This is a genomic window from Ruegeria sp. HKCCD7296 (assembly GCF_013110775.1).
Lineage (GTDB): Bacteria > Pseudomonadota > Alphaproteobacteria > Rhodobacterales > Rhodobacteraceae > Ruegeria.
Map to the genome: position 1 here is coordinate 1 of NZ_WVRF01000011.1, position 21,671 is coordinate 21,671.

At 53.4% G+C, this 21,671-nt stretch carries 19 protein-coding genes and 1 pseudogene; 9 read left to right on the forward strand and 11 right to left on the reverse strand.

The window, feature by feature from the left end; translation table 11 throughout:
* Positions 1–100 precede the first annotated feature (100 nt).
* Positions 101–760, forward strand: a complete 660-nt coding sequence (locus GS632_RS14620; protein ID WP_171176532.1) for a response regulator transcription factor — start codon at positions 101–103, stop codon at positions 758–760.
* On the forward strand, positions 760–2,088 hold the full coding sequence (locus tag GS632_RS14625) for a HAMP domain-containing sensor histidine kinase (RefSeq protein ID WP_171176530.1): 1,329 nt from the start codon (positions 760–762) through the stop codon (positions 2,086–2,088). The genes GS632_RS14620 and GS632_RS14625 overlap by 1 nt, the downstream gene beginning before the upstream one ends.
* A 350-nt stretch (positions 2,089–2,438) precedes the next feature.
* On the opposite strand, the gene GS632_RS14630 is transcribed toward GS632_RS14625, so the two are convergent.
* On the reverse strand, positions 2,439–3,470 hold the full coding sequence (locus GS632_RS14630; protein WP_171721283.1) for a LacI family DNA-binding transcriptional regulator: 1,032 nt from the start codon (positions 3,468–3,470) through the stop codon (positions 2,439–2,441).
* A gap of 113 nt (positions 3,471–3,583) precedes the next feature.
* On the opposite strand from GS632_RS14630, the gene GS632_RS14635 reads away from it, so the two are divergent.
* From GS632_RS14635 to GS632_RS14655, 5 genes are read left to right on the forward strand one after another with little or no spacing between them, the layout of a single operon-like run.
* A complete protein-coding gene (locus GS632_RS14635; protein ID WP_171176526.1) occupies positions 3,584–5,095 on the forward strand; it encodes a tripartite tricarboxylate transporter permease in 1,512 nt (503 codons plus the stop codon).
* A complete protein-coding gene (locus GS632_RS14640; RefSeq protein ID WP_171176524.1) occupies positions 5,092–5,547 on the forward strand; it encodes a tripartite tricarboxylate transporter TctB family protein in 456 nt (151 codons plus the stop codon). Before GS632_RS14635 ends, GS632_RS14640 begins: the two co-directional genes overlap by 4 nt.
* Before the next feature lie 44 nt (positions 5,548–5,591).
* Entirely contained in the window at positions 5,592–6,551 is a 960-nt protein-coding gene (locus GS632_RS14645) for a tripartite tricarboxylate transporter substrate binding protein (protein WP_171176522.1), read from the forward strand.
* 59 nt (positions 6,552–6,610) lie between these two features.
* Entirely contained in the window at positions 6,611–8,032 is a 1,422-nt protein-coding gene (locus GS632_RS14650; RefSeq protein ID WP_171176520.1) for an aldehyde dehydrogenase family protein, read from the forward strand.
* Positions 8,029–9,525: a class I adenylate-forming enzyme family protein gene (locus GS632_RS14655; protein WP_171176517.1), complete on the forward strand. Its 1,497-nt coding sequence runs from the start codon at positions 8,029–8,031 to the stop codon at positions 9,523–9,525. Before GS632_RS14650 ends, GS632_RS14655 begins: the two co-directional genes overlap by 4 nt.
* A gap of 464 nt (positions 9,526–9,989) precedes the next feature.
* On the opposite strand, the gene GS632_RS14660 is transcribed toward GS632_RS14655, so the two are convergent.
* From GS632_RS14660 to GS632_RS14675, 4 genes are read right to left on the reverse strand one after another with little or no spacing between them, the layout of a single operon-like run.
* On the reverse strand, positions 9,990–10,478 hold the full coding sequence (locus GS632_RS14660) for a universal stress protein (protein ID WP_171176515.1): 489 nt from the start codon (positions 10,476–10,478) through the stop codon (positions 9,990–9,992).
* Positions 10,479–10,502: 24 nt separating this feature from the next.
* Complete coding sequence (locus tag GS632_RS14665; protein WP_171176513.1) at positions 10,503–11,843, reverse strand: TRAP transporter large permease; 1,341 nt, start codon at positions 11,841–11,843, stop codon at positions 10,503–10,505.
* Positions 11,843–12,385: a TRAP transporter small permease gene (locus GS632_RS14670; protein ID WP_171176511.1), complete on the reverse strand. Its 543-nt coding sequence runs from the start codon at positions 12,383–12,385 to the stop codon at positions 11,843–11,845. The genes GS632_RS14665 and GS632_RS14670 overlap by 1 nt, the downstream gene beginning before the upstream one ends.
* Positions 12,386–12,443: 58 nt before the next feature.
* Positions 12,444–13,460, reverse strand: coding sequence for a TRAP transporter substrate-binding protein (locus tag GS632_RS14675; protein ID WP_171176509.1), 1,017 nt, complete (start codon positions 13,458–13,460; stop codon positions 12,444–12,446).
* 148 nt (positions 13,461–13,608) lie between these two features.
* On the opposite strand from GS632_RS14675, the gene GS632_RS14680 reads away from it, so the two are divergent.
* Positions 13,609–14,526 (forward strand): LysR family transcriptional regulator, encoded by a 918-nt coding sequence (locus GS632_RS14680; RefSeq protein WP_171176507.1) that lies wholly within the window; start codon positions 13,609–13,611, stop codon positions 14,524–14,526.
* A 386-nt stretch (positions 14,527–14,912) separates the two neighbouring features.
* On the opposite strand, the pseudogene GS632_RS14685 reads toward GS632_RS14680, so the two are convergent.
* Positions 14,913–15,035, reverse strand: a pseudogene (locus tag GS632_RS14685) (winged helix-turn-helix transcriptional regulator); the annotation flags it as partial.
* A 20-nt stretch (positions 15,036–15,055) separates the two neighbouring features.
* Positions 15,056–15,778, reverse strand: coding sequence for a haloacid dehalogenase type II (locus tag GS632_RS14690; protein WP_171176505.1), 723 nt, complete (start codon positions 15,776–15,778; stop codon positions 15,056–15,058).
* Positions 15,779–15,792: 14 nt separating this feature from the next.
* On the opposite strand from GS632_RS14690, the gene GS632_RS14695 reads away from it, so the two are divergent.
* Positions 15,793–17,106 carry an FAD-binding oxidoreductase gene (locus GS632_RS14695; RefSeq protein WP_348540083.1) on the forward strand — a complete coding sequence of 438 codons (1,314 nt, stop codon included), beginning with the start codon at positions 15,793–15,795 and terminating at the stop codon, positions 17,104–17,106.
* Positions 17,107–17,516: 410 nt separating this feature from the next.
* Here the strand turns inward: GS632_RS14695 and GS632_RS14700 are convergent, their stop codons facing one another.
* The 4 genes from GS632_RS14700 to GS632_RS14715 form a co-directional block, all read right to left on the reverse strand.
* Entirely contained in the window at positions 17,517–17,897 is a 381-nt protein-coding gene (locus GS632_RS14700) for a carboxymuconolactone decarboxylase family protein (RefSeq protein WP_171176503.1), read from the reverse strand.
* Between the two features lie 261 nt (positions 17,898–18,158).
* Positions 18,159–19,613 (reverse strand): aldehyde dehydrogenase family protein, encoded by a 1,455-nt coding sequence (locus GS632_RS14705; RefSeq protein ID WP_171176501.1) that lies wholly within the window; start codon positions 19,611–19,613, stop codon positions 18,159–18,161.
* 68 nt (positions 19,614–19,681) lie between these two features.
* Positions 19,682–20,770 (reverse strand): SRPBCC family protein, encoded by a 1,089-nt coding sequence (locus GS632_RS14710; protein ID WP_171176499.1) that lies wholly within the window; start codon positions 20,768–20,770, stop codon positions 19,682–19,684.
* Positions 20,767–21,654 carry a MurR/RpiR family transcriptional regulator gene (locus tag GS632_RS14715; RefSeq protein WP_171236318.1) on the reverse strand — a complete coding sequence of 296 codons (888 nt, stop codon included), beginning with the start codon at positions 21,652–21,654 and terminating at the stop codon, positions 20,767–20,769. The genes GS632_RS14710 and GS632_RS14715 overlap by 4 nt, the downstream gene beginning before the upstream one ends.
* Between the last annotated feature and the right edge of the window lie 17 nt (positions 21,655–21,671).

Consider the following 21,671-nt stretch of genomic DNA (forward strand, 5'->3'; position numbering starts at 1 on the left):
GGCGGCAACGGTGGCGGCAATGGCGGCGGCAACGGTGGCGGCAATGGCGGCGGCAGAAAATAGTGTGATTTCGATATCAGATTGGCTGTAGTCTCTGGTTATGCGAATCCTTCTTGCTGAAGATGAACCTCAGCTTTGCGAGCAAATCAAAAAGCTATTAGTGGCGGAAAGCCACGTTGTGGATGTAGCCCATAATGGCTCCGACGCCCTGCATCTGGGAGCGACTGAACCCTACGACATGATCATACTGGATATTGGCCTGCCAGAGCGTGACGGTATCTCGGTACTCCGCGAATGGCGCAGCGCAGGCGTTACGACTCCTGTATTGATCCTGACTGCCCGAGATGGCTGGAGCGAACGCGTCGACGGCTTGGACGCAGGCGCGGATGATTACATGACCAAGCCCTTTCACATGCCGGAATTGGCCGCACGGGTTCGAGCAATCCTGCGGCGGCAAAGTGGCCAGTTGAACCCGGTGATCGAAATGGGCGATGTGTCTCTGGATACGCGGAACGGCAGGGTCAGTATCGGGGGCATACCTGTCGATTTGACCGCGCAGGAAATCGCGGTTCTGACCTATCTGGCGCATAACATCGGTCGTATGGTGTCACGCACCGAATTGTCCGAACACATCTACGAATATGACGGGGACAGGGATTCCAACACAATCGCAGTGTTCGTCACCCGCCTACGCAAGAAACTGAGGCCAGATCTGATCACAACTGTCCGAGGGCGTGGCTACATGATTGATACGGCCTGATGCTATCGCTTCGTCAACGTGCGTTGCTAGGTGGCCTTGCATCCGGCGCGTTGTCCGTGGGTGTTGGTACCCTGGTTGTTTTCTCATACATCAACACGCGCGTTCTGGATCAGTTTGACGGTGCGTTGCGAGACCGGCATACCCAGCTTGTCGTTGGTCTCAGCGCCACTACGGATGACCCCGAATCTTTGCGCGAATTGATATTCGACCCGGCTTATAGCACCCCGTATTCTGGCAGATATTGGCAAGTGACAGACGGCGACGGAGCCGCTTTCACCTCAGCCTCGCTTTTCGACGAAACGATTGCAGAGCCTTCACAGACCAGCGACGAGGCAACAGTTTGGAATACCACGGGCCCGGACAATGAGGGCGTTCGCAGCGTCTATCAGAAGATCACATTCGAAGACGGAACAGAATGGGGCGTAACCGTCGCCGAAAGCAGGCAGGTACTCATCAATGAACGCAAAGATGCGCAAAGCAACTTGCTTCCGGTTTTTGGGTTGGTCGGCTTGATCGGAGTGGCCAGTTCCCTTTTGCTGATGTCGGCCATCGTCGGCCCCCTCAGAAAGCTGCGCGCGGATGTGGCCCATCGCTGGGACGAGGGCGACGACCTGACCCCCGAAGATTATCCGGAAGAGGTTTCGCCGCTGGTAGAAGACCTGAATCAATTGCTGCACAGAAACCGAGAGATTGTCTCCAGTTCCCGACGGCAGGCGGCGGATCTTGCGCATGCGCTCAAGACACCCACGGCCATTCTGCGCAACGAGCTGACGGACTTATCTCAAAGCGGTGCACAAACCGAACCCGCAGAAGAGGCACTCAGCAGAATTGACGCTCAGCTTAGCCGGTCGCTTGCACGCATGCGCGCAGCAAATACCGGAGAGTTGACGCATTCCCGAACAGATCTTTCAAACTCGGTCGAACGCTTGTGCAGGTTGTTTTCATCCATGGCAGAGCGGGAGGGAAAAACGCTCATTTCGGAGTGCGAGGCTGGACTTCGTGTACGAATGGATCCCCAGGACATTGAAGAAGTGATCGGAAATCTTCTCGACAATGCCCTCAAGTGGTGTCGCACAACCTTTCAAATCTCTGCACAGCGGACCGAAAATGGCATCGAAATTCGCGTCGAGGACGATGGACCCGGAATTCCAGAAGACGCCCGACCAGAGGCCATTCGCTCCGGTAGCCGGCTGGATACTTCTGTGGGCGGAACCGGTTTGGGCCTGGCGATTTCCGTCGATTTGCTGAACGCTTATGATGGACATCTGGAATTGGGGGCTTCTGAAAGCCTTGGTGGTTTGTCCTGCAGAGTTCTGATCCGCGCTTAAAATGCCGTATGCCCAGGCCATGGGAGTACTGAACATTCACCATTCTCCGCGGCATGCGCCGGGTTTGTGAGTGTTGGAAACTGGTTTTGCTAATGGCTCTGCCACGAAGGAGAGCAGAACACGCATTATCAGATGACACTCTGGGAGTTGGAAATATTGGTTTTACAACCAGAACCTACCGGAAACCAACCATTGCCGAATACACAACACGACTTCGTTCAATAATATCAAACGAACCCTCAAATCGTTTGGAATCCAGTCAATTTTCACACCAAAGCGATTGACCCATGCGTTTCGGATAACGTCCGACCCCTGATTATTCCGCAAGGAAAATGACGTATTTGCGTTGACTAAAAGACCGCAACCGGACCCGTTGTTCCTCTGACGATGCGCTCTAATTCGCAGCAGATTCTAAAAGGCTCAGGATCATCTGAGGTAATGTAATCGGTAAACCTCTCACCAGCGAGTTTTCCAATGGTTTCTGCTGGGATGCGAATGGTGGTGAGCCCAGGTTCAACATCCGCAGATCCTTTGAAGTCTCCTATGCCGATGATGGATAGGTCGTCGGGAACCTTCAAGCCAAGACTTTGGGCTGCAAACAATCCACCCTGCGCAATAACGTCATTTCCGCAAAGCAGCGCCGTCGGGCGAGCATGTTCAGTTAAAAGAGACATGGCGGCCTGCTTAGCCTGAGAAACACTGTAGGGAGCTTCAGACTCATGTTCGCTGGGAACGGAAATACCTTTTTCGTTAAGCGCTTCGCGGACGGCAGAAAGCCGATTTTGAGCCCGATCGTTGCCTGTGGTTTTCGGAAAGATCAACCCAATGTGACGGTGGCCCAAGGCCAATAGGTGCTCGGCTGCAAGGTGCCCTGCCAATCGATTGTCAGCCCCAACACAGGGCAGCGGACAGTCCTCCGAGTAGTTCCATATGGCTAGCGCTGGTGTTTTCTGCTGCTCGATCAGCCGGGTCGTAGCGTTGGAATGCTCCAATCCTACCAGCGCTACTCCGTCCACGCGATGCTCTAAAAACTTGCGGACCATCGCGTATTCACGATCGAGGTCATAACTATGGGACGCCAATAGCAAGCTGAACCCGGCTCTATCGATGGTCTCCGAAAAGGCCTGAATGACTTCGGCAAAAATGGCGTGGTTAATCGTCGGGACAACAAGACCGATTGTACCGGATCGTTTGCCATGCATCGTCTGCGCCGCCCGGTTTCGAATATACCCCAGCTTCTGCACTGCTCGGTTGATCTTTTTCCGAGTCGCGGGACTGACCAAATTCGGGTGATTGAAGGTGCGTGACACCGTGGACGGTGACACTTTTGCAGCCTTTGCAACCGCCACTATATCCACCTTACCCTTCTGATAATTATCCATTATCTTCTTCCGATTGGTCGAATTTATGAAAACATTTGCAATACTATTTTCATCGCCTAACCTGATTTGTCAACAAAAGGTAAAGTTTGGCCCAACGGGTTGGGAGGCCCTGAATGGAGTTCATATATTATTTCGGAGAAGTGTTCACGCCGCTGTCGTTTTTGCTGCTTTTGGGCGGCACGATCGGAGGGCTGATCCTGGGCGCGACGCCCGGCTTGTCACCCACAATGGCGGTCGCATTGCTGATTCCGTTCACCTTCCAACTTGAAGCGGCGCAGGGGTTGATCCTCCTGGGTGCTGCCTACACCTCAACTGTAGCAGGTGGTGCGGTCAGTGCAATTTTGCTCAAGATCCCTGGTGCACCAGCCAATATTGCGACAACTTTGGACGGGCACACCATGGCCAAGCAAGGTCAGGGAGCACGGGCATTGCAGCTGTCATTCCTCGCCTCGGCCGTGGGCGGCGTCTTTGGTGTTCTGCTGTTGATCTTCTTGACCCCGGTTCTAGCAAAATGGGCCTTGGCCTTCGGCCCCTCGCACCTGTTCTGGCTGGCCATTTTGGGTGTGACAGTGATCGGGACGTTGGATTCCCCCTCGGTGGTCAAAGGTTTGCTGTCAGGCTGTATCGGGTTGTGGCTGGCTACCATTGGATTTGACGACATCATGGGAGCACAGCGCTTTATCTTTCACCCCGCTTTGGGCGGAGGCATCAATATCATTGCCGCGCTGATTGGCCTGTTTGCGATCCCTCAGGTATTGACGATGTTTGCGAAGGGTCGCCACAACAAGGGTGCCGAAGTCATCGAGGTTCAGCGCCATTCGATCCTGGCCGCGATTCGAGAACTGACCAGCCGAACCCGTGCACTTGGCATCGGCACATTGACCGGTTCGATCATCGGCCTGATACCCGGTGTTGGCGGACAAATCGCTGGGTTGGTCGCCTATGATCAAACAAAGAAGTTTTCAGCTGAAAAAGACAAGTTTGGCACAGGGCATTCCGAGGGTGTGATCGCTGCGGAATCCGCCAATAACGCGATGGTCGGCCCGTCTCTGGTGCCGCTGCTGACCTTGTCGATCCCGGGCAGTCCAACCGCTGCGGTTTTGCTGGGTGGGTTGCTGATCCACGGGATTTTTCCAGGCTCGGACCTGTTCGACAATCACCCGGACGTAGCGTGGACTTTCATCAACTCGATGCTGATCGGACAAGTCCTAATGTGCATTTTTGGTCTCTATGTTGCCGGTCTGGCCGCACGTGTCGCGCAGGTACCGCAGTCGGTCATGGCGGCCATCGTTCTGGCGCTATCGGTCTTCGGCGCCTATTCGGTTCAGGGCTCAATGGGTGATGTCTATGTCATGGCCTGTCTTGGCATTAGCATGTTTTTCTTGGAACGTTTTGGCTTTTCTGCCGCTCCTCTTGTTCTGGGTCTGATCCTGGGACCCATCGCCGAGGCCAACTTCATTCAAGGCGGGATGATCGCCGACGCGACGGTGGGCAAAGCTTCGTATTTCCTGACCGGTGGATTGAACCTGCTGCTGATCGCGGTGGTGCTGGCTTCAGTAGCTTACTCGGTTTGGATGGAACTGCTCCATCGTCGCTACACCACCAAAGAGGAGGCGCAGGCATGAACCGTTCGCAGCATGTAATTGGGTCTGGTGTGGTCTTTGCAGTAGGTCTTTGGGTGACCTGGGTCAGCTATACACAGCAACCCGCCGAAGCGTTCTTGTTTCCACGTCTTATCGCATCGGTCTTTGTGGTTCTGGCTGGCTGGACTTTTGGTAAGGCAGTCATGGGACTGTCCAAGGTCGGAAACGGCATGACACGGACGATGTTTATTAACATGATGCCGGGGCTGATCGTGACGCTGATCTACGTCTTTTGGGCGGCCAAGTCATTGGGCTTTTACACAGCGACCGCAATCACGTTTTTTGCTCTACTGTCGATCTACGATCCAGCCTCACATTCCGAAGCCAAAACCTGGGTCAAACGCGGCGCCATCACAGCGATCTTTGTGACCGTGATGTACGGCCTCTTTGCCATGCTTCTGAACGTCTACACACCAAGGGAAATTCTGTTCTGACCGCACGAGAGATGCGGGTGGACTAAAACAAGGAGGAAATGCAAATGAAACGAATGATTGCAGGGATAGCCTTGGCTCTTATGAGCCTGACGGGCCCGGTGGTGGCCGAGGAATTCCCCGAGCGACCGATCATGATGATGGTTAGCTATGGCGCAGGTGGCGCTACAGATTTTCAGGCGCGGATTGTCACAATGACGTCCGGAAACGAGGACGCGTTGGGGATGCCCATCGCCATCATCAACAAGCCCGGCGCAGGTGGACGCGTGGGCTGGAACTGGTTTGCGACGCAAGCTGAGGCTGATGGCTATACGTTGGCGGCCTATAACGTACCACATTTTATCGCACAGTCGATCAAGGGCGGTGTTGAGTACTCAACCGACAGCTTCGAACCCATCGCAAACTGGGGTGCCGACCCGGCAGTGTTTGTGGTTGGGGCAGACAGTCAATTCAATTCGATGGAAGATGTCGTCGCCTATGCCAAGGAAAACCCTGGCAAGTTGACTGTTTCCGGTGCAGGCCTTTTCGTGGGCCACCACATCGCAGCCTTGCAGATTGATAAGGCTGCGGGAACCAAGATGGCCTACATCCCAACCAAAGGCGGCGGGGCCGCAGCCATGAAAGCAGTGATTGCAGGTGAAGTCATGGGAGGCATCAACAACCTGTCGGATGCGTTCAGGGCACAAGAGGCGGGCAACGTCAAAATCCTTGGTGTCGCTGATCTTGAACGCAGTTCATTCCTGCCGGACGTTCCGACAATGATGGAGCAAGGGCTGGACGTCGACAATTCATCGGTCAACTTCCGGGGTGTGATGGTGCCCAAGGGGACACCGCAAGACGTAATCGACAAACTTGCAGCAACGGTCCCAGAAATGTTCGCCAACGACCGTGTGACCAAAAAGATGAAAGCCGGTGGATCACCGATGCACATCATGACGCGCGATGAAGTGAAAGAGATGTGGGCGCAACGCCAGCAAACTCTGAACGAATTGCTGGCTGGTCTGTGATCTGAACAACATTTGCGGGGCGGAACCGGTCCGCCCCGAATAAACAATTGAGGACCAAGATGAACGCTCGGGACGGGATTTACCCAGAAATCGCTGAAGTGGATCGTATCGTGACGCGCGCACGAACGGCTCAGGCAGTTTACGAAAAAAAAGGCTGTCAGGCTCTTTATGACAAAGCAGCGTTGGCGGCTGGTTGGGCAATTATGGAACCTACCCGCAATCGGGCGCTTGCTGAGATCGCGGTGGAAACAACCGGTCTGGGCAATGTGCCCGACAAGATCACAAAAAACCACCGCAAGACATTGGGCCTGCTGCGAGATATAGCCAAGGTGAAAACCTACGGTGTCATCAATAACGATCCGGCGACCGGTATGACCGAAATCGCTCGTCCCATCGGCGTAATAGGCGCAGTCGTGCCGTCGACCAACCCTGCTGCGACGCCCGCCAACAACATCATAAACGCACTTAAAGGCGGCAACTCCATCGTGGTGGCGCCATCGCCTAAAGGCGTGGCGTCTTGCGAGATGCTGATTGGTTACATCCACGCTGAATTCGACAAGCTGGGCTTGGATCGTAACTTGGTTCAAATGATTCCTGCTCCGGGTTCAAAGGCCAAAACCCAGCGACTGATGGAATCTGTTGATCGGGTGATATGCACCGGTAGTCAAAACAACGTTCATCGCGCGCAGTCCTGTGGCACGCCAGCTGTCGCAGTTGGTGCTGGCAATGTGACTGTGATTGTGGATGAAAGTGCAGACTTGCAAGCAGCTGCAGCCAAGATCACGGCCTCGAAATGTTTCGACAACGCGACGTCCTGCTCATCTGAAAATGCTCTGGTCGTGGTGGATGCGATCTATGACGCGTTCGTGGCCGCAATGGCCGCTGAAGGCGGTGCCTTAGTGCCTCATTCCGAAGCAAGTGGCATCATCGCCAGGCTTTGGCCCGATGGTCATCTCAACCGTTCAGCCATAGCGCAAGATGCGGATAAAATGCTCGAAGCTTTGGGAATGGCAGGAAAAGTGCCCGAAGGGACCAAGTTTTTGGCTGTAGAAACCGATGGCATAGGACCCGATCATCCATTGTCCGGCGAAAAACTCAGCCGAGTTTTGGCGCTGTACCGCGCGGCTGATTTTGAAGAGGCCAAGGTTATTGCCACACGTATTCTAGAACATCAGGGGGCCGGGCATTCCGTCGGCATTCACACCAAGCACGACATACGCGCCGTTGGATTGGGACGTGACTTGCCCACCTGTCGGGTCATTGTGAATCAGGCGCATACCTTCGCAACTGGAGGCAGTTTTTCAAATGGCTTGCCGTTTTCACTCTCAATGGGTTGCGGCAGCTGGGGCGGCAATGCCATCGACACCAACCTGCACTGGAGACATTTCGTCCAGACCACTAAGATCGTACGAGAAACACCCCCGCTTGAGCCCGGACTAGAGGAAATTTTCAGCGACTACTGGTCGGAGGTCGGCCAATGATGGAACCACCCAAGGGAACCGTCCGTGATTGGTTGGACCTAAGAGCAAGCCAGGGGGGAACTGGTTTTGTTTTCCCGGACGGGGCACCTGATCTTAGCTGGAGTGAACTGCGCGAAACGGCCCAACGTATTGCTGTCATGCTAACGGGAATGGGTGTGGCAAAAGGCGAGAGCATTGCGATCCTCTATCCCAATTGCCGCGAAGCGCTTGAGGTCTTGTTCGGTGTTCTCTACGGAGGATTCCGCGCAACGATGATTAACCTTGTCGCCGGTGACAGCGCCATCGCTTATGCACTGGAGCACAGTGGCTCACGCTATGGCTTTGTGCACTCCAGCCAAACGCAATTGTTCGAACGAACAGCCGATCCCAACAGAATTACCCGGTTGCAGGTTACAGATGCCGCCGATCCCAAAGTCGAGCTTCACAGCGTTTCGCCCGACAGCCATGCGCTGTTAATGTACACGTCAGGAACCACCGGGCGCCCCAAAGGTGTAGTTCACACACATTCCAGCCTACTGGCAGGCGGCTGGACGACGGCGGTCGCTCATGAGTTGTCCGAGGTCGATCGCGGATTTTGCGTATTGCCGATCTACCATATCAACGGGCTCTGTGTGACCGTCATGGGAACGCTTGTTTCAGGTGGTTCGTTGGCCATGTCCGAACGGTTTTCGGCCAGTCGGTTCTGGGACAGTCTGAGCAAGTCTCAAGCGACCTGGTTTTCAGTTGTACCTACCATCATTTCTCACTTGTTGCACTCAGACACTAAGCCGGATGCGTGCACTCGTCAGCGCGTGCGTTTTGGTCGTTCCGCATCTTCGGCTTTGGCACCAGATGTACAGCGGGCCTTTGAAGACCGTTTCGAAATCGCGATTGTGGAAACGATGGGATTGACTGAAACCGCTGCTCAAATTTTGTCCAACCCCTTGCCACCCGGTGTGCGTAAGATTGGTTCACCAGGTATCCCCTATGGAAACGAGGCCGCCATTTTTGATGCGAACATGCAGCCCGTTCCGCGTGGGATAGAGGGCGAACTGGTCATTCGCGGGCCAAATGTGATGCTGGAATACCTCAACGACTGCGACGCAACCGCAGGCACGTTCAGTTCTGACGGATGGTTAAGAACAGGTGATCTCGCACGGATGGATGACGACGGATATGTTTTTGTCACTGGTCGACTGAAAGAACTGATCATCAAAGGTGGTGAAAATATTGCGCCGCGTGAGATAGACGAAGCGCTCTATTCTCATCCCGATGTCGTCGAGGCCGCAGCGTTTGCCCGACCCTGTGACAGCTACGGGGAAACTGTCGAGGCAGCCGTGAAAATTCGCGAAGGTTCTCAGCTAACACCGCTGGGTTTGTTACAACTATGCGAAGTCCGATTGGGCCGATTCAAGTCACCCGACGCAGTTCACATCTTGTCTGACCTTCCAAAGGGGCCATCTGGGAAAATCCAGAGAAACCGAATCCTCGAAATCGTTGACGAGGAGGCATGACTTTGGGATGTGACTGCCCTTGCCTTCAGATCGATTGAATGCCCAACAGCCGTTTTTTTAAGGAACGCCACAGCAAAGCAAGCCTAGCTTGCGCGGCACGACAAAATTGAGAAACCTGACGCCGAAAGCACAAGATCCATTCGTCACATCAAACACCTATCAAAACACCGTACATGTCTAAGGGTCGAGTCAAACAGCAGTGATGTCACACGGACTTAAGTAGTAAGTGATAATATTGGGGCTGACCGCCTTGTCACGGTCAGTCTCTGCCGTCACGCTCCGCCCCTGAAGCATTGCTTCAATGTGTTTCTACCGGTTCCTCACGGATCACCGGACTTCCCCAAACTTCTCGCATTGTGAAGCATTGAAAAAGTGTGGCACCTCGTCTCGAATCATCCTGAAATGGCCTAACGTCAGACCATACGGACGACCCGTTCAACGAAGTGCCACCGGGGGAGAACACCCTATAGTTGGCTCGGCACCACAAGGACTGGAATCGTGGATCTGCGCAACACCCGTTTCACAACAGTGCCTAGGAATGTATGTGACGTGCCATGCTCGTGCGACCCCATCACGACCAAGTCGCAATTCAGGTCTCTGGCGCGTTTCAGAATCGATTCCGCAGGATGCCCATCGATCAATTCCACTGAAGTCACGGCAGAGTAGTTCTCTTGATCTTCAGGGGTCAGAGACTTCAGGAAATCATGCTGATTGTCCGTGAGCAGCGATTTAACCGCTGCATGCCGGTCCTTGATGGCCTGCTTGCGGGACTTATCGTCCTGGATGAACATCCTCATGGTGACGATGGCATCCTGCGACAACGGTTCTGTAACATGCAGCACATGGGCTTTGGCCCCATGTGCTATTGCAATGCTCAATGCGTGCCGAAGCGCGTTGTCTGCGTTTTCCGAAAGGTCCGTCGCGACCAGAATGTTCTGTATTTTGGGTAACATTGTCTTCTTCCTCCGTTTCGCGGATCAGTACCCAAAGAACCTTGGGAGCCACAACGCTATTTCAGGCACAAACGCGATGATGAAGATCGCCACAGTGTTGATGAAGGCAAACGGTAGAGCCGCCACTGAAATGCGTTCGATCGAGATATTGGAAATACCTGACGCGATAAACAGGTTCTCACCCAAAGGCGGCGTCTGGAAACCGATGCCCAGCGTACAGACCATGACTACACCAAAGTGAATCGGATCGATCCCCATACTGTAGGCCACTGGTAGCATCACCGGAACCAGGATCAGAATGGTTGCCAATGTCTCCATGAACATGCCGACGAACAGCAGGAACAGGATCACCAACGTCCAGATGATGTAGATGTTGTCGGTGATCGACAGCATCCCGTCTGCAATGATGGCAGGGATCTGATTTTCAACCAGCAAGCGGCCAAACACCGTCGCCGTGAACATGATCAGCAGCACGCGGCCGGTCAGCCAGGTTGTCGTCTCCAGCGAGGTGAAAAGCTTTTCCCAGGTCAGTTCACGATAAATGAACGCACCCACGATCAGCGTGTAGAAGATGGCTACGATCGCAGCTTCAGTCGGAGTGAAGAAACCCGAATAGATGCCGCCCAGAATGACCAGCGGAGCCATAAGCGCCCAGAAACCCCGATACAATTCGCACCAGATATGGCGGGCAGACCAACCTTCCGTGGTACCTTTGTAGCCGTGCTTTCGGGCCAAAATATAGTTCATGATCAGTAGGCTACCGGCAATCAGGAAAGCCGGGAGAAAGCCCGCGATAAACAGTTTCGGGATCGACACGGTTTGGAAAGTGCCATGTTCAGCCACCGCCTCGGGTGGGGGCGGCATGCCGAGGGCCGCGATGCCGAAGATGATCAGCGGAATCGATGGCGGGATCACGATGCCCAAACCACCGGATGAGGCCGTGATAGCCGACGCATAGTCTCGGCTGTAGTTACGCTGGATCATCGCAGGGATCATCAGCATGCCCACCGCCGCTGTTGTCGCAGGACCTGAGCCCGAGATTGCACCGAAGAACAGACAGGCAAAGACCGCTGCGGCAGACATGCCACCAGTGAACGGGCCAGCAAAACTTTCGGCTACGTTGATCAGCCTGCGGGACAGGCCCGACGCCTCCATCAATGCACCAGCCAGAATGAACGCGGGTAGCGCCATCAGCGGAAATGAGCCCACCGAAGTAAAGGCAATCTGCACGAACTTGATTGGGTTTTCATCCAGTACAAGGAAGGTAACCAGCGTAGAAACGCCCAACGCAACTGTAATCGGCGCGCCGATGAACAGCAGCAGAAGAAACCCGCCGAACAGGATATAGATGATTTCGGTGCCCATTACTTGCCCCCTTCTTCACCGAGCTCAGCGCGGACCTCGTCCAGATCAACCTTGTCCGGATCTTTTAGATCTTCGCCGAGAATGATTTTTTTGTAGTTCACCTGAATGATGCGAACGGTCATCAGGGCAAACGCGATGGGCAGAACGATGTAAACCCAACTAAGGTGAAACCCTAGCGTCTGTGACGACTGAAACTTGTTCATCCGGTTGAAGATGAAGTCCAGCGCCAGATAGACGAAATACAGGTTGAAGCAGATCCAGAACAGATCGGCGAACGCTTCGATATATTTGATCGCACGGTCCGGCAGGAATTTGAACTGAAACGTCACCCGGTTGTGGGCGCCCATCTTGGCCGCATAGCTCGCACCGAAAAACACGAACCAGACGAACATGTAGATAGACAGTTCTTCCACCCAGGAAAACGAGAAATTGAACACTGTTCGGACGACAACCTGTAGGAACAACAAGCAGACAAACGTCGCAAGCAGAAAGCGGCAAAGGTAGCTTTCTATGTTGTTGAGTATCCCTAAAAAGGTTTTCATATGCCCCTCCCTAGAAGTGAGAGAGCGCCACTCGGGCGCTCTCTTGTTTTTGTTTTATTTATTCGGAAACCGGGTCGCGACCGATTGCAGCCAGAACGGCGTTCAGCTTTTCAACGCCGCCGATGCTTTCATAGAACTTCGGCCAAACAGCTGTGGTTGCCAGCTCGATGAACTCGGCCTCGTCGTTTTCAGGGACGTGGATTTCCATGCCTTTTTCGACCAGCAGCTCTTTGATTTCAGCTTCCTTGTCGCGCAGGAACTGTGCGGAAGCCTGAGTCGCGGCTTTGCCTGCTTCCAGAACAATCTCTTGATCTTCGGCGGACAGACCTTGGAAGACCTGCTCGGACACGATCAGCGGCTCGATCGAGAAGATGTAACGGATTTCAGTTACATAGTCCTGAACTTCGTAGAACTTCATCGCGTTGATGGTGGTGTAGGGGTTGTCCTGACCGTCAACAACTTTGGTCTGCAGACCTGCGAAGGTTTCCGACCATGCCATCGGAGTCGGGCTGATGCCCCACGCCTTGTAGGTGTCGATCATGATCTCGTTCTTGGGAACGCGGATGACCAGACCTTCAAGGTCAGCAACCGACTTCACAGGTTTCTTCGAGTTCGTCAGAACGCGGAAGCCTGTGTAGGTCCATGCGATGATGCGAACGCCAGCGTCGTTGATGGTGTTCTCGGTCAGTTCCTGGCCAATCGGACCTTGGGTCAGCGTTTCCGCGTCTTCCAGGCTGAGAATCACGTAAGGCAGCGTGAATACGCCAACCGTCGGCGAGAACGGAGTGACGTTGTTGATCGCCAGCAGCGACATGTCCAACGTGCCGATTGCTGCTTCGTTGACGGTGTCCTGCTCTGAGCCGAGCTGACCATTCAGGAACAGTGTCGCGGTGTGCTTGCCGCCTGACAGTTCTTCAAGTTTCTCCTTGAATGCAAGGCCTGTTGCTTCCTGGCTGGAACCGCCGCTGTCACCGACAGCAATCTTAAAGTTCTTGGCGCTTGCCGGTGCGGCCAATGCCAATGCGCCGAGCGACGCAGCCGCCGCAAATGTTTTGATACTTTTGAGCAGAGTCATAAAACCTCCTCCTGTTCGTTGGTTTTGGAAAGTGTTCCGACATGAACAATTGCCCACCAGACCCACTTCGCACGAACACTAGGTTGTTTGGGTTGTGCAATTAATATAAAGTAGTCGAAGTAAAGGTGCAGAAAAATACACGTAAAAAATGCCACAGAAAAAAGCAATCACCAACATCTCTGACGTCGATATAAGGCTCCTTCAGGTATTCCGTACGGTCGTTTCGTGTGGTGGCTTTACAGCCGCAGAATTTGAACTCAACATCAGCCGATCAACAATCAGCAAGCATATTGCCGATCTTGAAACGCGGCTGGGCACAAAACTTTGCCACCGCGGCGCGGCAGGCTTTTCTCTGACATCGGACGGCAAACATGTGCTTGAAGCGTCGAACGAGTTGTTCTTGGCCATAGACAAATTTCAGAACGGATTAGGAGATGTTCGGTCGGAATTGACCGGTAAATTAAGGATAGCACTATTTGATCATTCCACTTCAAATGAGGAATCCAACCTCGATGAAGCGATCAAACGATTCATCGACAAAGCGCCCGGCGTGACACTGGACATATCCATGGAACCGCCGAACATTATCGAAGAAGGCGTGATTAATGGGCGCTTCAACCTCGGTATCGTACCCTTGCACCGACAGTCACCGATGCTGTCTTACTCAGAACTTTATGTCGAAAGAATGCGGTTGTTCTGCGGTCGGGACCACGATTTGTTTCAGTCTGCGTCTGACGACGTCCCTCTAAGTAAACTTCGGCGGTACAATTATGTCGGACTTAGCTTCAACTCACCCAACATGGCTGTTCACCAAAAGTTAATGCTCAGGAAATCCGCATTTGTACAAAACGAAGAGTCTTTGATGCTTTTGATTCTATCCGGCCGGTACTTGGGATTCGTGCCAACGCATAAAGCCCGCACTTTGGTTAAAGAGGGGCACCTCAAACAGATCAATTGCCCTGAAGCCGAGTTTTCTTCGACCATGGCTGCGATTGTACGGAAGAGCGCATCAAAAGGTCGTCGTTTGAACTTGTTTTTGGATGTTCTGCGTTCGTCTCACGGCTGACAGAAGTGTTTTGTCGACGCACTCAGGTTTGTTTTCAGCTCTGGAATATCGAAGCGTAGCGATCCCTTGATGCGCTTCTCGCTTTGTGAAGCAGGCAGTCGTATTCTGTTCTGTGTGAGACCGGGCAACGTAAGCCTTTGCGTATCGTTAAGATAATACCGCTGAACTGCTCTGCCAGAGAGCGAGATGCTTTCCGTCGGATTTCGAGAAGATGGCCACAGAAAGCTGGAAGAAATCACGCGGTTCAGTGCACATTTTTCAAAAGCACGGATCACGCCGCAACGCGGGCCTCAATGTCGCCTGACTGTCTTTGCTTCCTAGAGTTGGGCCACTATTTTTGCCGAGAAAAAACAATGACGAGCTAAACTTCAAAGAGTTTGCAGGGGAAGGCATGGGCTGGGTGACAGGCCAACTGCATCGGCGAGGGCAACGTTGGTTATATTGCCTTGCTCCTGCAGCGTAGACAGAATGTTTATATCGATCCGGTCAAGCTTTGCATTGTCTATCATGATGTCGTCTCCTGAGCGTTCTACTCAGCCAATTCTGCTTGATGGGCCTTGGCCATGTCGATCATGCTGTTGAACTGGAAGTCGTACTTTGGCATTTCACCAGGGTGCATGGTTGCGCCAAAGCCTTTCTTGTCATGCCGACGATAGATCCAGCAATTCGCCAAGCCAAATTTGTTTGCGGGGGCGTGATCATGGAACATGCTTTCTGCGGTATGCAGAATTTCATGCTTTTGAATGCCCTGACGAGCCAGCATTTCGATCATGTAGTCAAAGTTCCGATCAAAAGGTTTGTAGCTCCCTACGTCCTCTGCTGTATAAACACCGTCAAAATGCACGCCAAGACGGGTGTTTGCTGCGGCAAAGGTCGTATTGTCCGTGTTGGTCAGAACAAACAGTTTGTAGTGCTTTTTGAGATACTGCAGCGCTTCGATAGTGTCGTCAAACGCTTTCCAGTGACGCGCATGTTCGCCATACGCAACGCACTGCTCCCAAGTTACCTCAACGCCCCACTCTTCGGCCAAACGGCGATAAACGGTTGGCAGCAATTCGTGATACTTCTTCGCGGGTGTATAGCGCTGCGAAGTGCTCTCGTAGAATGCATGAGCCTCAAGGATTTCGTCGCGCGTCAGGTTACGGCTCACAAGATCAGTAAGTGTTTTCAAACCGTCGATCATGCCGCCTTCCCAATCGAGAAGCGTTCCATACACATCGAATGTCAGGGCTTTGTAATCGCTAAGTTTCATCGGTTTATCCTTCCATATCCGATACTGCATCCAGAGTCGCGCGAAGCCGGTCAACCAAAGGTCTACTTCGCTCTCGGTTAGGGGGCAACACAAGCTACTGCGGAGGCGCGACGCCTAGTGCACAAGGCGATCAGTTGATCATCAGTATGCAAAGGATGAACGCAATTCGCGAGGTTGATGCCAATAACCTCTCGATGACAGTCGAAGCAGGATGTCTGCTTTCGGAAATACAATCGGCGGCGGCCTCTGAAAACTTATTCTTTCCGCTTTCACTCGGATCGCAAGAGTCCTGCCAAATCGGTGGAAATATCTCAACCAACGCTGGCGGTGTTTCAGCTGTACGCTATGGTATTACAAGAGATCTGGTCCTCGGGTTGGAAGCCGTTCTTCCTAATGGTGAGATCCTGAACAACCTGTCGCCACTACGCAAAGACAATCGTGGGTACGCGCTACATCACATGTTGATTGGGGCTGAGGGTTCACTGGGAATAATCACCGCGGCATCCCTGCGTTTGCTTCGTGCACCCTTGTCACAAGCGACCGCATTTTTGGCTGTACGCGACATCGGGGATCTGATGCCCTTGCTGGCGATGGCCCAAAGTGCCACAGGTGAGGCCGTCACGTCCTTCGAGTACATATCGAACTCGTCTCTACAACTTCTGCTGAACAAAGTGCCGGAACTACGGCGTCCGACAGAGGAGCCAGCGGAGCACTATGTACTGATCGAAGCTGCGACATCCTCAACTATTTTGTCCCTTGATCCCGCAATGGAAGCGTTTTTCGAAGCAGGGATGGAACAAGGTTTGATCCTTGACGGGGCAATTGCGTCCAGCGAACAGCAGCGCAAAGATTTTTGGAATCTCAGAGAACATATACCTGAGGGCGAGGTGCTCAATGGTAGCTCTGTCAAACACGATGTGTCTGTAAGAGTCTCGCATGTCGGGCGCTTCATTGAACTTGGGTCAGCATTGGTAAACCAGTATGGGCAAGGTGCTCGTCTCTCCATCTACGGACATGTTGGAGACGGAAACATACACTTTAATCTCTTGGCGCCAGAAGGTGCAGACAATGCAGCATTTCTTGAAATGCTCCAAACTGAGATATCTCCTCGGATTTATGACCTTGTCGCAAAAATGGATGGCTCATTTAGCGCAGAATACGGGTTGGGGCAGGACAAAATTCAACTCAACGAAGCTTTTGGGGACCCTGTTAAGCGTGCGCTCATGTCGACACTTAAAGAGGCGATTGACCCCAATAACATAATGAACCCAGGTAAAGTGGTTCGACCTGGCAAACTCGGTTCAGAGGCCGAGGCCTCAAGCGTGTAGAGGTCGAAAATAAGCTGCAAACAAAACCCTCGTGTTGAATCGTGAGCCGCACTCATAAATCAAGTTGGCCGAGAGAATCCTCGGCCGCTTGGTTGCGATGCGGAATTGTTGCTGATGCTGAAAAGCGTTGGTTGCCTGGCACCAGCCAAGTCGACAGGGTGGAAATACCTCAAGTTGTCGTTTTACAAAGCCACCGGTTCATCAAACGCCAGATTAGGCCGATCTTGGGTTTCAAGCCTTCTGATTCCGCGGCATCCGCTCTGGCCGGAATTGAACGGACTAATATGATCCGCTAGCATCAATTCAAGCAAGTGCTCGCGTCGTTTCAACAATTTGCGCAACGATTTATATCCGCAAACCGTTGAACCTATGTTCCAAGGATTCCTGCTGATTTCGCCCAATTGCGCGGATTATAGCATACCGCGTTCTTCCAGCACTTTACGTGCAACCCGAAAACATTCCAACGATTGCGGAACGCCGCAATATATGCCGATCACGTGAATGATCGAGCGGATTTCTTCTTTGGTTACGCCGTTGTTCAAAGCGCCATTGCAGTGAATTTCCCATTCATGCATTTTGCCCAGAGCGCCTATCATGGTGAGGTTCAGCATCGAACGAGTCTTGTGATCGATTGTGTCGTCACCCCAGCCAAAGCCCCAGCACCAAGCGGTCATGGCTTCCTGAAACGGGCGAGTAAAGTCGTCGGCGGCTGCCAGGTTCTTTTCGACATACTCGGCGCCCAGCGTCGATTTGCGCTGTTTCAAGCCGTGTTCGAATAGGTTGTCGTCCACGTTATTCTCCTTTGATGAAAAGGGCGGTCCTCCAGTTTGACCGACCCGATTGAGTTTTGTTGTTCCGACAGCGTCGTTGAGACATTGTTATCTTCGCAAATCGGAAAGTTCAGGTAACAAATGCGCCGACCAGCCGCTTGGTGGTATTAATTAGGTCCTTTGTGAAGCCACGACAGAACCCGACTTTTTTTGTGAGTTCGGTCACGCATGGCTTAATCGGCACTTGGTTTGCTCCTCATCGTCGATGGTTTTTTCCGCTGATCAACTCCGCAACCGGATGGCCACGTTTTTGGTCTGGACATAATTCCAAAGCGCTTCGCGTCCTTTTTCGCGCCCGTACCCGGATTTTCCATAGCCGCCAAATGGCGTTTCCACCCCGCCTGCATACCATTCGTTGACAAAGACCTGACCAGCACGGATCTGCCGTGCGGCCCGCGTTGCCCGGTCGATATCGCGTGTGAAAACACCGCCGACCAGCCCATAGGGTGTTCCGTTTGCAATCTCGATAGCCTGAGCATCATCACGGAATTTCAGAACCGAAAGGACCGGTGCAAAAGCTTCTTCATTCGCGATGTTCATCTCAGGTGTGACGTTGGTCAGAAGGGTTGGTTCCAGAAATGCGCCGGGGATATTCATTTTACGACCGCCGGTGGCTACCGTGGCCCCCGCCGCGATCGCATCAGACACCATACCAGCCGCACGATCACGCTGTGCCTCGCTGACCATCGGACCCATATTCGGGCCAAATTCACCACGTTCGATACCCGGACCGACGGAAAGGTTGCGTGCGACATTCGAAATGCGTTCGACCAGCTCGTCATGGCGACTTTCGTGTACGATCACGCGGCTCATGGCTGAACACACCTGACCCGCGTTGAAGTAGATCCCCCAGCGCACATCGCTTTCAAAGGCGTCCAGATCAGCGTCATCATGCACGATGGCTGCGGATTTTCCCCCAAGCTCCAATACACAGGGAACCACATTGCGCGCGGCTGCGCTGGCGATTGCGATACCGGTCGGTACAGAGCCTGTGAAGACGATTTGATTGACATGCGGATGCGCCGACAGCGCCGCACCAGCCTCGTGACCCAAACCGCACAGGATGTTTACGGCGCCTTTAGGCAAGCCAACAGCTTCGGCCGCGTGGGCGAACCAAGCATTGGTCAAAGGTGTCAATTCAGGCGTCTTGATCACTACGGTGTTGCCAGTCGCCAGCGCGGCCGAAAGGGAACGCGCGGTCATTTCAACCGGGTAGTTCCAAGGAATGATTTGAGCGGATACCCCAAATGGCTCATACGTGGTGAAATCGAAGTAGTTGGCGCCAAGCGGGATGGACCGCCCCTCGACCGTTTCAGCCTGATTTCCGTAATATTCGAAATACCGGGCCGCGCCTTCGATCTCAACGCGCGCTTCCCAGAGCGGCTTGCCCTGTTCAAAGGTCAGAACCGGGGCAATCTTGTTTATGTTATCCAGCAGGTACCGGCCCATAGCCTGTACCATGCGGCCACGTTCCACGGGGCGCAGTTCGCTGAGCGCACCTGAAAGATGCACGCGGCGGGCCGCCATTACAGCGCGATCCACATCCCCGGCATCAGCCAGCGCCTGTTCGGCCAGCTTTTTGCCTGTCCCGGGGTTGAAAACATCGATCCGACCTGCACCACCATCGATCCAGGTGCCGTCCACGTAATTCTGCCAATAGGGCTTCACGTCGTGCATTTCGCGCATCTCCAAAGCTTCGGAAGGCAAAACACCCTCCGAAAAAAGTTGTTTAACTGTGCTGGGCTTTATTCCACCGCCTCACGCATCCATTGCTGGAGCTTGGCGATGGAATGTTCACTCATGACGCCGCAGGCGGGGTCCAGAACCAGCGGGCCGGGAACGTAGCCTTTGGATTTCAGCCCGCGGTGAACGGATTCGACAAGGCGGATGTCTTCTTCGACCGTTGTTTGGCGGTCTTGTACCGCGAGCCCCCGGATAACATCGCTTTCATGACCGCCTTCGGTGTACCAGCCGCGCCATACGGTGCAGGTGTCCACAGTGTTGGCACGCCAGTGATAGGTGTTCAGCACGTTACCCGGATAGCACTGGAACGAGAACATCGGCCACAGGAACCACGACTGATAGTCGCCTGCATGCGGAACTGACATGTCGATCGGATAGGTCATCTTTTCCAACGCCTGACATTCAGTGGTGTGACGCAACACGTAACCGCCGCCCACGTCGGGTTGAATGTCGTAAGTTTCAGGCTTTACAACGCCTTCTGCAAAAGTGGGGTGGTTAGAGGGGCAGTGGTAGCATTCGGAGTAGTTTTCGATCGAAACTTTCCAGTTGCAGTTTTCCGGAATCTCGACCCATTCCAGCGGTGCCAGGTCGTTTATACCAGGCACGTATTCCGAAATCTCTTCCCTCACGCCGGGATACCATTCGTCCATGGGGGCGGCATCTTTGTCGAGGTTGACGAAGAGGAAGCCCAAAAAATCTTCGGTGCGAACCTCGGTCAGGCAGATTTTTTCGCGCTGAAAGCCGGGAACGTTCTTTACGTTAGGGCCTGCGCGCAATCCGCCGGTCAATTCATAAGACCACTGGTGGTAGGGGCACACCACTACGCGGGTATTGCCGGTGCCGGTAACCATTTCATGAGCCCGGTGCTGGCAGACATTATAGAATGTACGAATGACGTTGTCGCGCCCACGGATAGCAAACAGGTTCTGACCGGCAATCTCAAACGCGAAATAATCGCCGACATTGGGGATGTCGTTGGCGTGACCCGCAAATTGCCAGGTCCGCATCAGAAGACCATTCATCTCATTTTCAAAGACTTCCGGGGCGGTGTAGAATCTGGCGTCCAGCGAATGGGTCAGCGGGGCGTTCATGTGTGTTCCTCCTGGTAAAGGCCAAGCTGATGACGGCGTATGTGAAACTCTTCGACCCGCTCGACGATTTCATCACTCGACACAGCAACAACAAAGCTGAGCAGTGTTTCTAAAAGTGCAATGATAGACAGGGAAGAAGGATAGAATTGAGGGGTGTCTACCGAGACAATGAAACTATGCTGTGCCGACAAAATTATCGGGCTGGCGGGCGAGTCTGATATTCCAATGACAGTGACACCTTGCTTTCGCGCGATGTCCACTGCCTCGACGACTTCAGTACGATAGGGATGACACGTGATGGCAATCAGCACATCCTTCTCATCTGCCCAAGCCAGGTCATCAATAGCCGTTGATCCAGGCCGGGGGATCGCATGAAAGTCTGTCATCCCCGTGCGGGCCAGATATGTGAAGTTTGACGCACTCGAGTTGTTTATTCCAACGCCGAGGGTATAGACGGAACGTGCCGACCAAATAACTTCTGCTGCGGATTGGAGCTGTTCGGCATCAATTTCTGCAAAGGTTTCTTCTATGTTCCGAATGGCGGAATCCAACAGGTCGGCATAGAGTTCTCCAAGGTCACCAGTGCGCCTGATTCCCTGCAGCCAACGCGCCCGGTCCGGGAAAGAAACGTCACTTCGACGAATCTCATCACGAAATGGCTCGCGAAAGTCTCCATATCCTTCAAAACCGATTTGCCTGGCCATTCGCACAACCGTGTTTGGTTTTACTCTGGCAGCCTCGGCTATCTCACGCACGGTGGAAACACCAACTTCCCGTGGGTTTTCCAAAACATATCGCGCGGCTTTCTGAGCTTCGGGTGTCAAAAGCGTCAATTCCTCTGACAGGCGCCCCAGAACCCCAGTTGAAACATCTGTACCATTCATTGCGAGTCTCGGTATGT

Excerpts from the sequence above, each read along its gene's own strand:
- GS632_RS14620 (WP_171176532.1), top strand. The coding sequence starts at position 101 with ATGCGAATCCTTCTTGCTGAAGATGAACCTCAGCTTTGCGAGCAAATC.
- GS632_RS14625 (WP_171176530.1), top strand. The coding sequence starts at position 760 with ATGCTATCGCTTCGTCAACGTGCGTTGCTAGGTGGCCTTGCATCCGGC.
- GS632_RS14630 (WP_171721283.1), bottom strand. The coding sequence starts at position 3,470 with ATGGATAATTATCAGAAGGGTAAGGTGGATATAGTGGCGGTTGCAAAG.
- GS632_RS14635 (WP_171176526.1), top strand. The coding sequence starts at position 3,584 with ATGGAGTTCATATATTATTTCGGAGAAGTGTTCACGCCGCTGTCGTTT.
- GS632_RS14640 (WP_171176524.1), top strand. The coding sequence starts at position 5,092 with ATGAACCGTTCGCAGCATGTAATTGGGTCTGGTGTGGTCTTTGCAGTA.
- GS632_RS14645 (WP_171176522.1), top strand. The coding sequence starts at position 5,592 with ATGAAACGAATGATTGCAGGGATAGCCTTGGCTCTTATGAGCCTGACG.
- GS632_RS14650 (WP_171176520.1), top strand. The coding sequence starts at position 6,611 with ATGAACGCTCGGGACGGGATTTACCCAGAAATCGCTGAAGTGGATCGT.
- GS632_RS14655 (WP_171176517.1), top strand. The coding sequence starts at position 8,029 with ATGATGGAACCACCCAAGGGAACCGTCCGTGATTGGTTGGACCTAAGA.
- GS632_RS14660 (WP_171176515.1), bottom strand. The coding sequence starts at position 10,478 with ATGTTACCCAAAATACAGAACATTCTGGTCGCGACGGACCTTTCGGAA.
- GS632_RS14665 (WP_171176513.1), bottom strand. The coding sequence starts at position 11,843 with ATGGGCACCGAAATCATCTATATCCTGTTCGGCGGGTTTCTTCTGCTG.
- GS632_RS14670 (WP_171176511.1), bottom strand. The coding sequence starts at position 12,385 with ATGAAAACCTTTTTAGGGATACTCAACAACATAGAAAGCTACCTTTGC.
- GS632_RS14675 (WP_171176509.1), bottom strand. The coding sequence starts at position 13,460 with ATGACTCTGCTCAAAAGTATCAAAACATTTGCGGCGGCTGCGTCGCTC.
- GS632_RS14680 (WP_171176507.1), top strand. The coding sequence starts at position 13,609 with ATGCCACAGAAAAAAGCAATCACCAACATCTCTGACGTCGATATAAGG.
- GS632_RS14690 (WP_171176505.1), bottom strand. The coding sequence starts at position 15,778 with ATGAAACTTAGCGATTACAAAGCCCTGACATTCGATGTGTATGGAACG.
- GS632_RS14705 (WP_171176501.1), bottom strand. The coding sequence starts at position 19,613 with ATGCACGACGTGAAGCCCTATTGGCAGAATTACGTGGACGGCACCTGG.
- GS632_RS14710 (WP_171176499.1), bottom strand. The coding sequence starts at position 20,770 with ATGAACGCCCCGCTGACCCATTCGCTGGACGCCAGATTCTACACCGCC.
- GS632_RS14715 (WP_171236318.1), bottom strand. The coding sequence starts at position 21,654 with ATGAATGGTACAGATGTTTCAACTGGGGTTCTGGGGCGCCTGTCAGAG.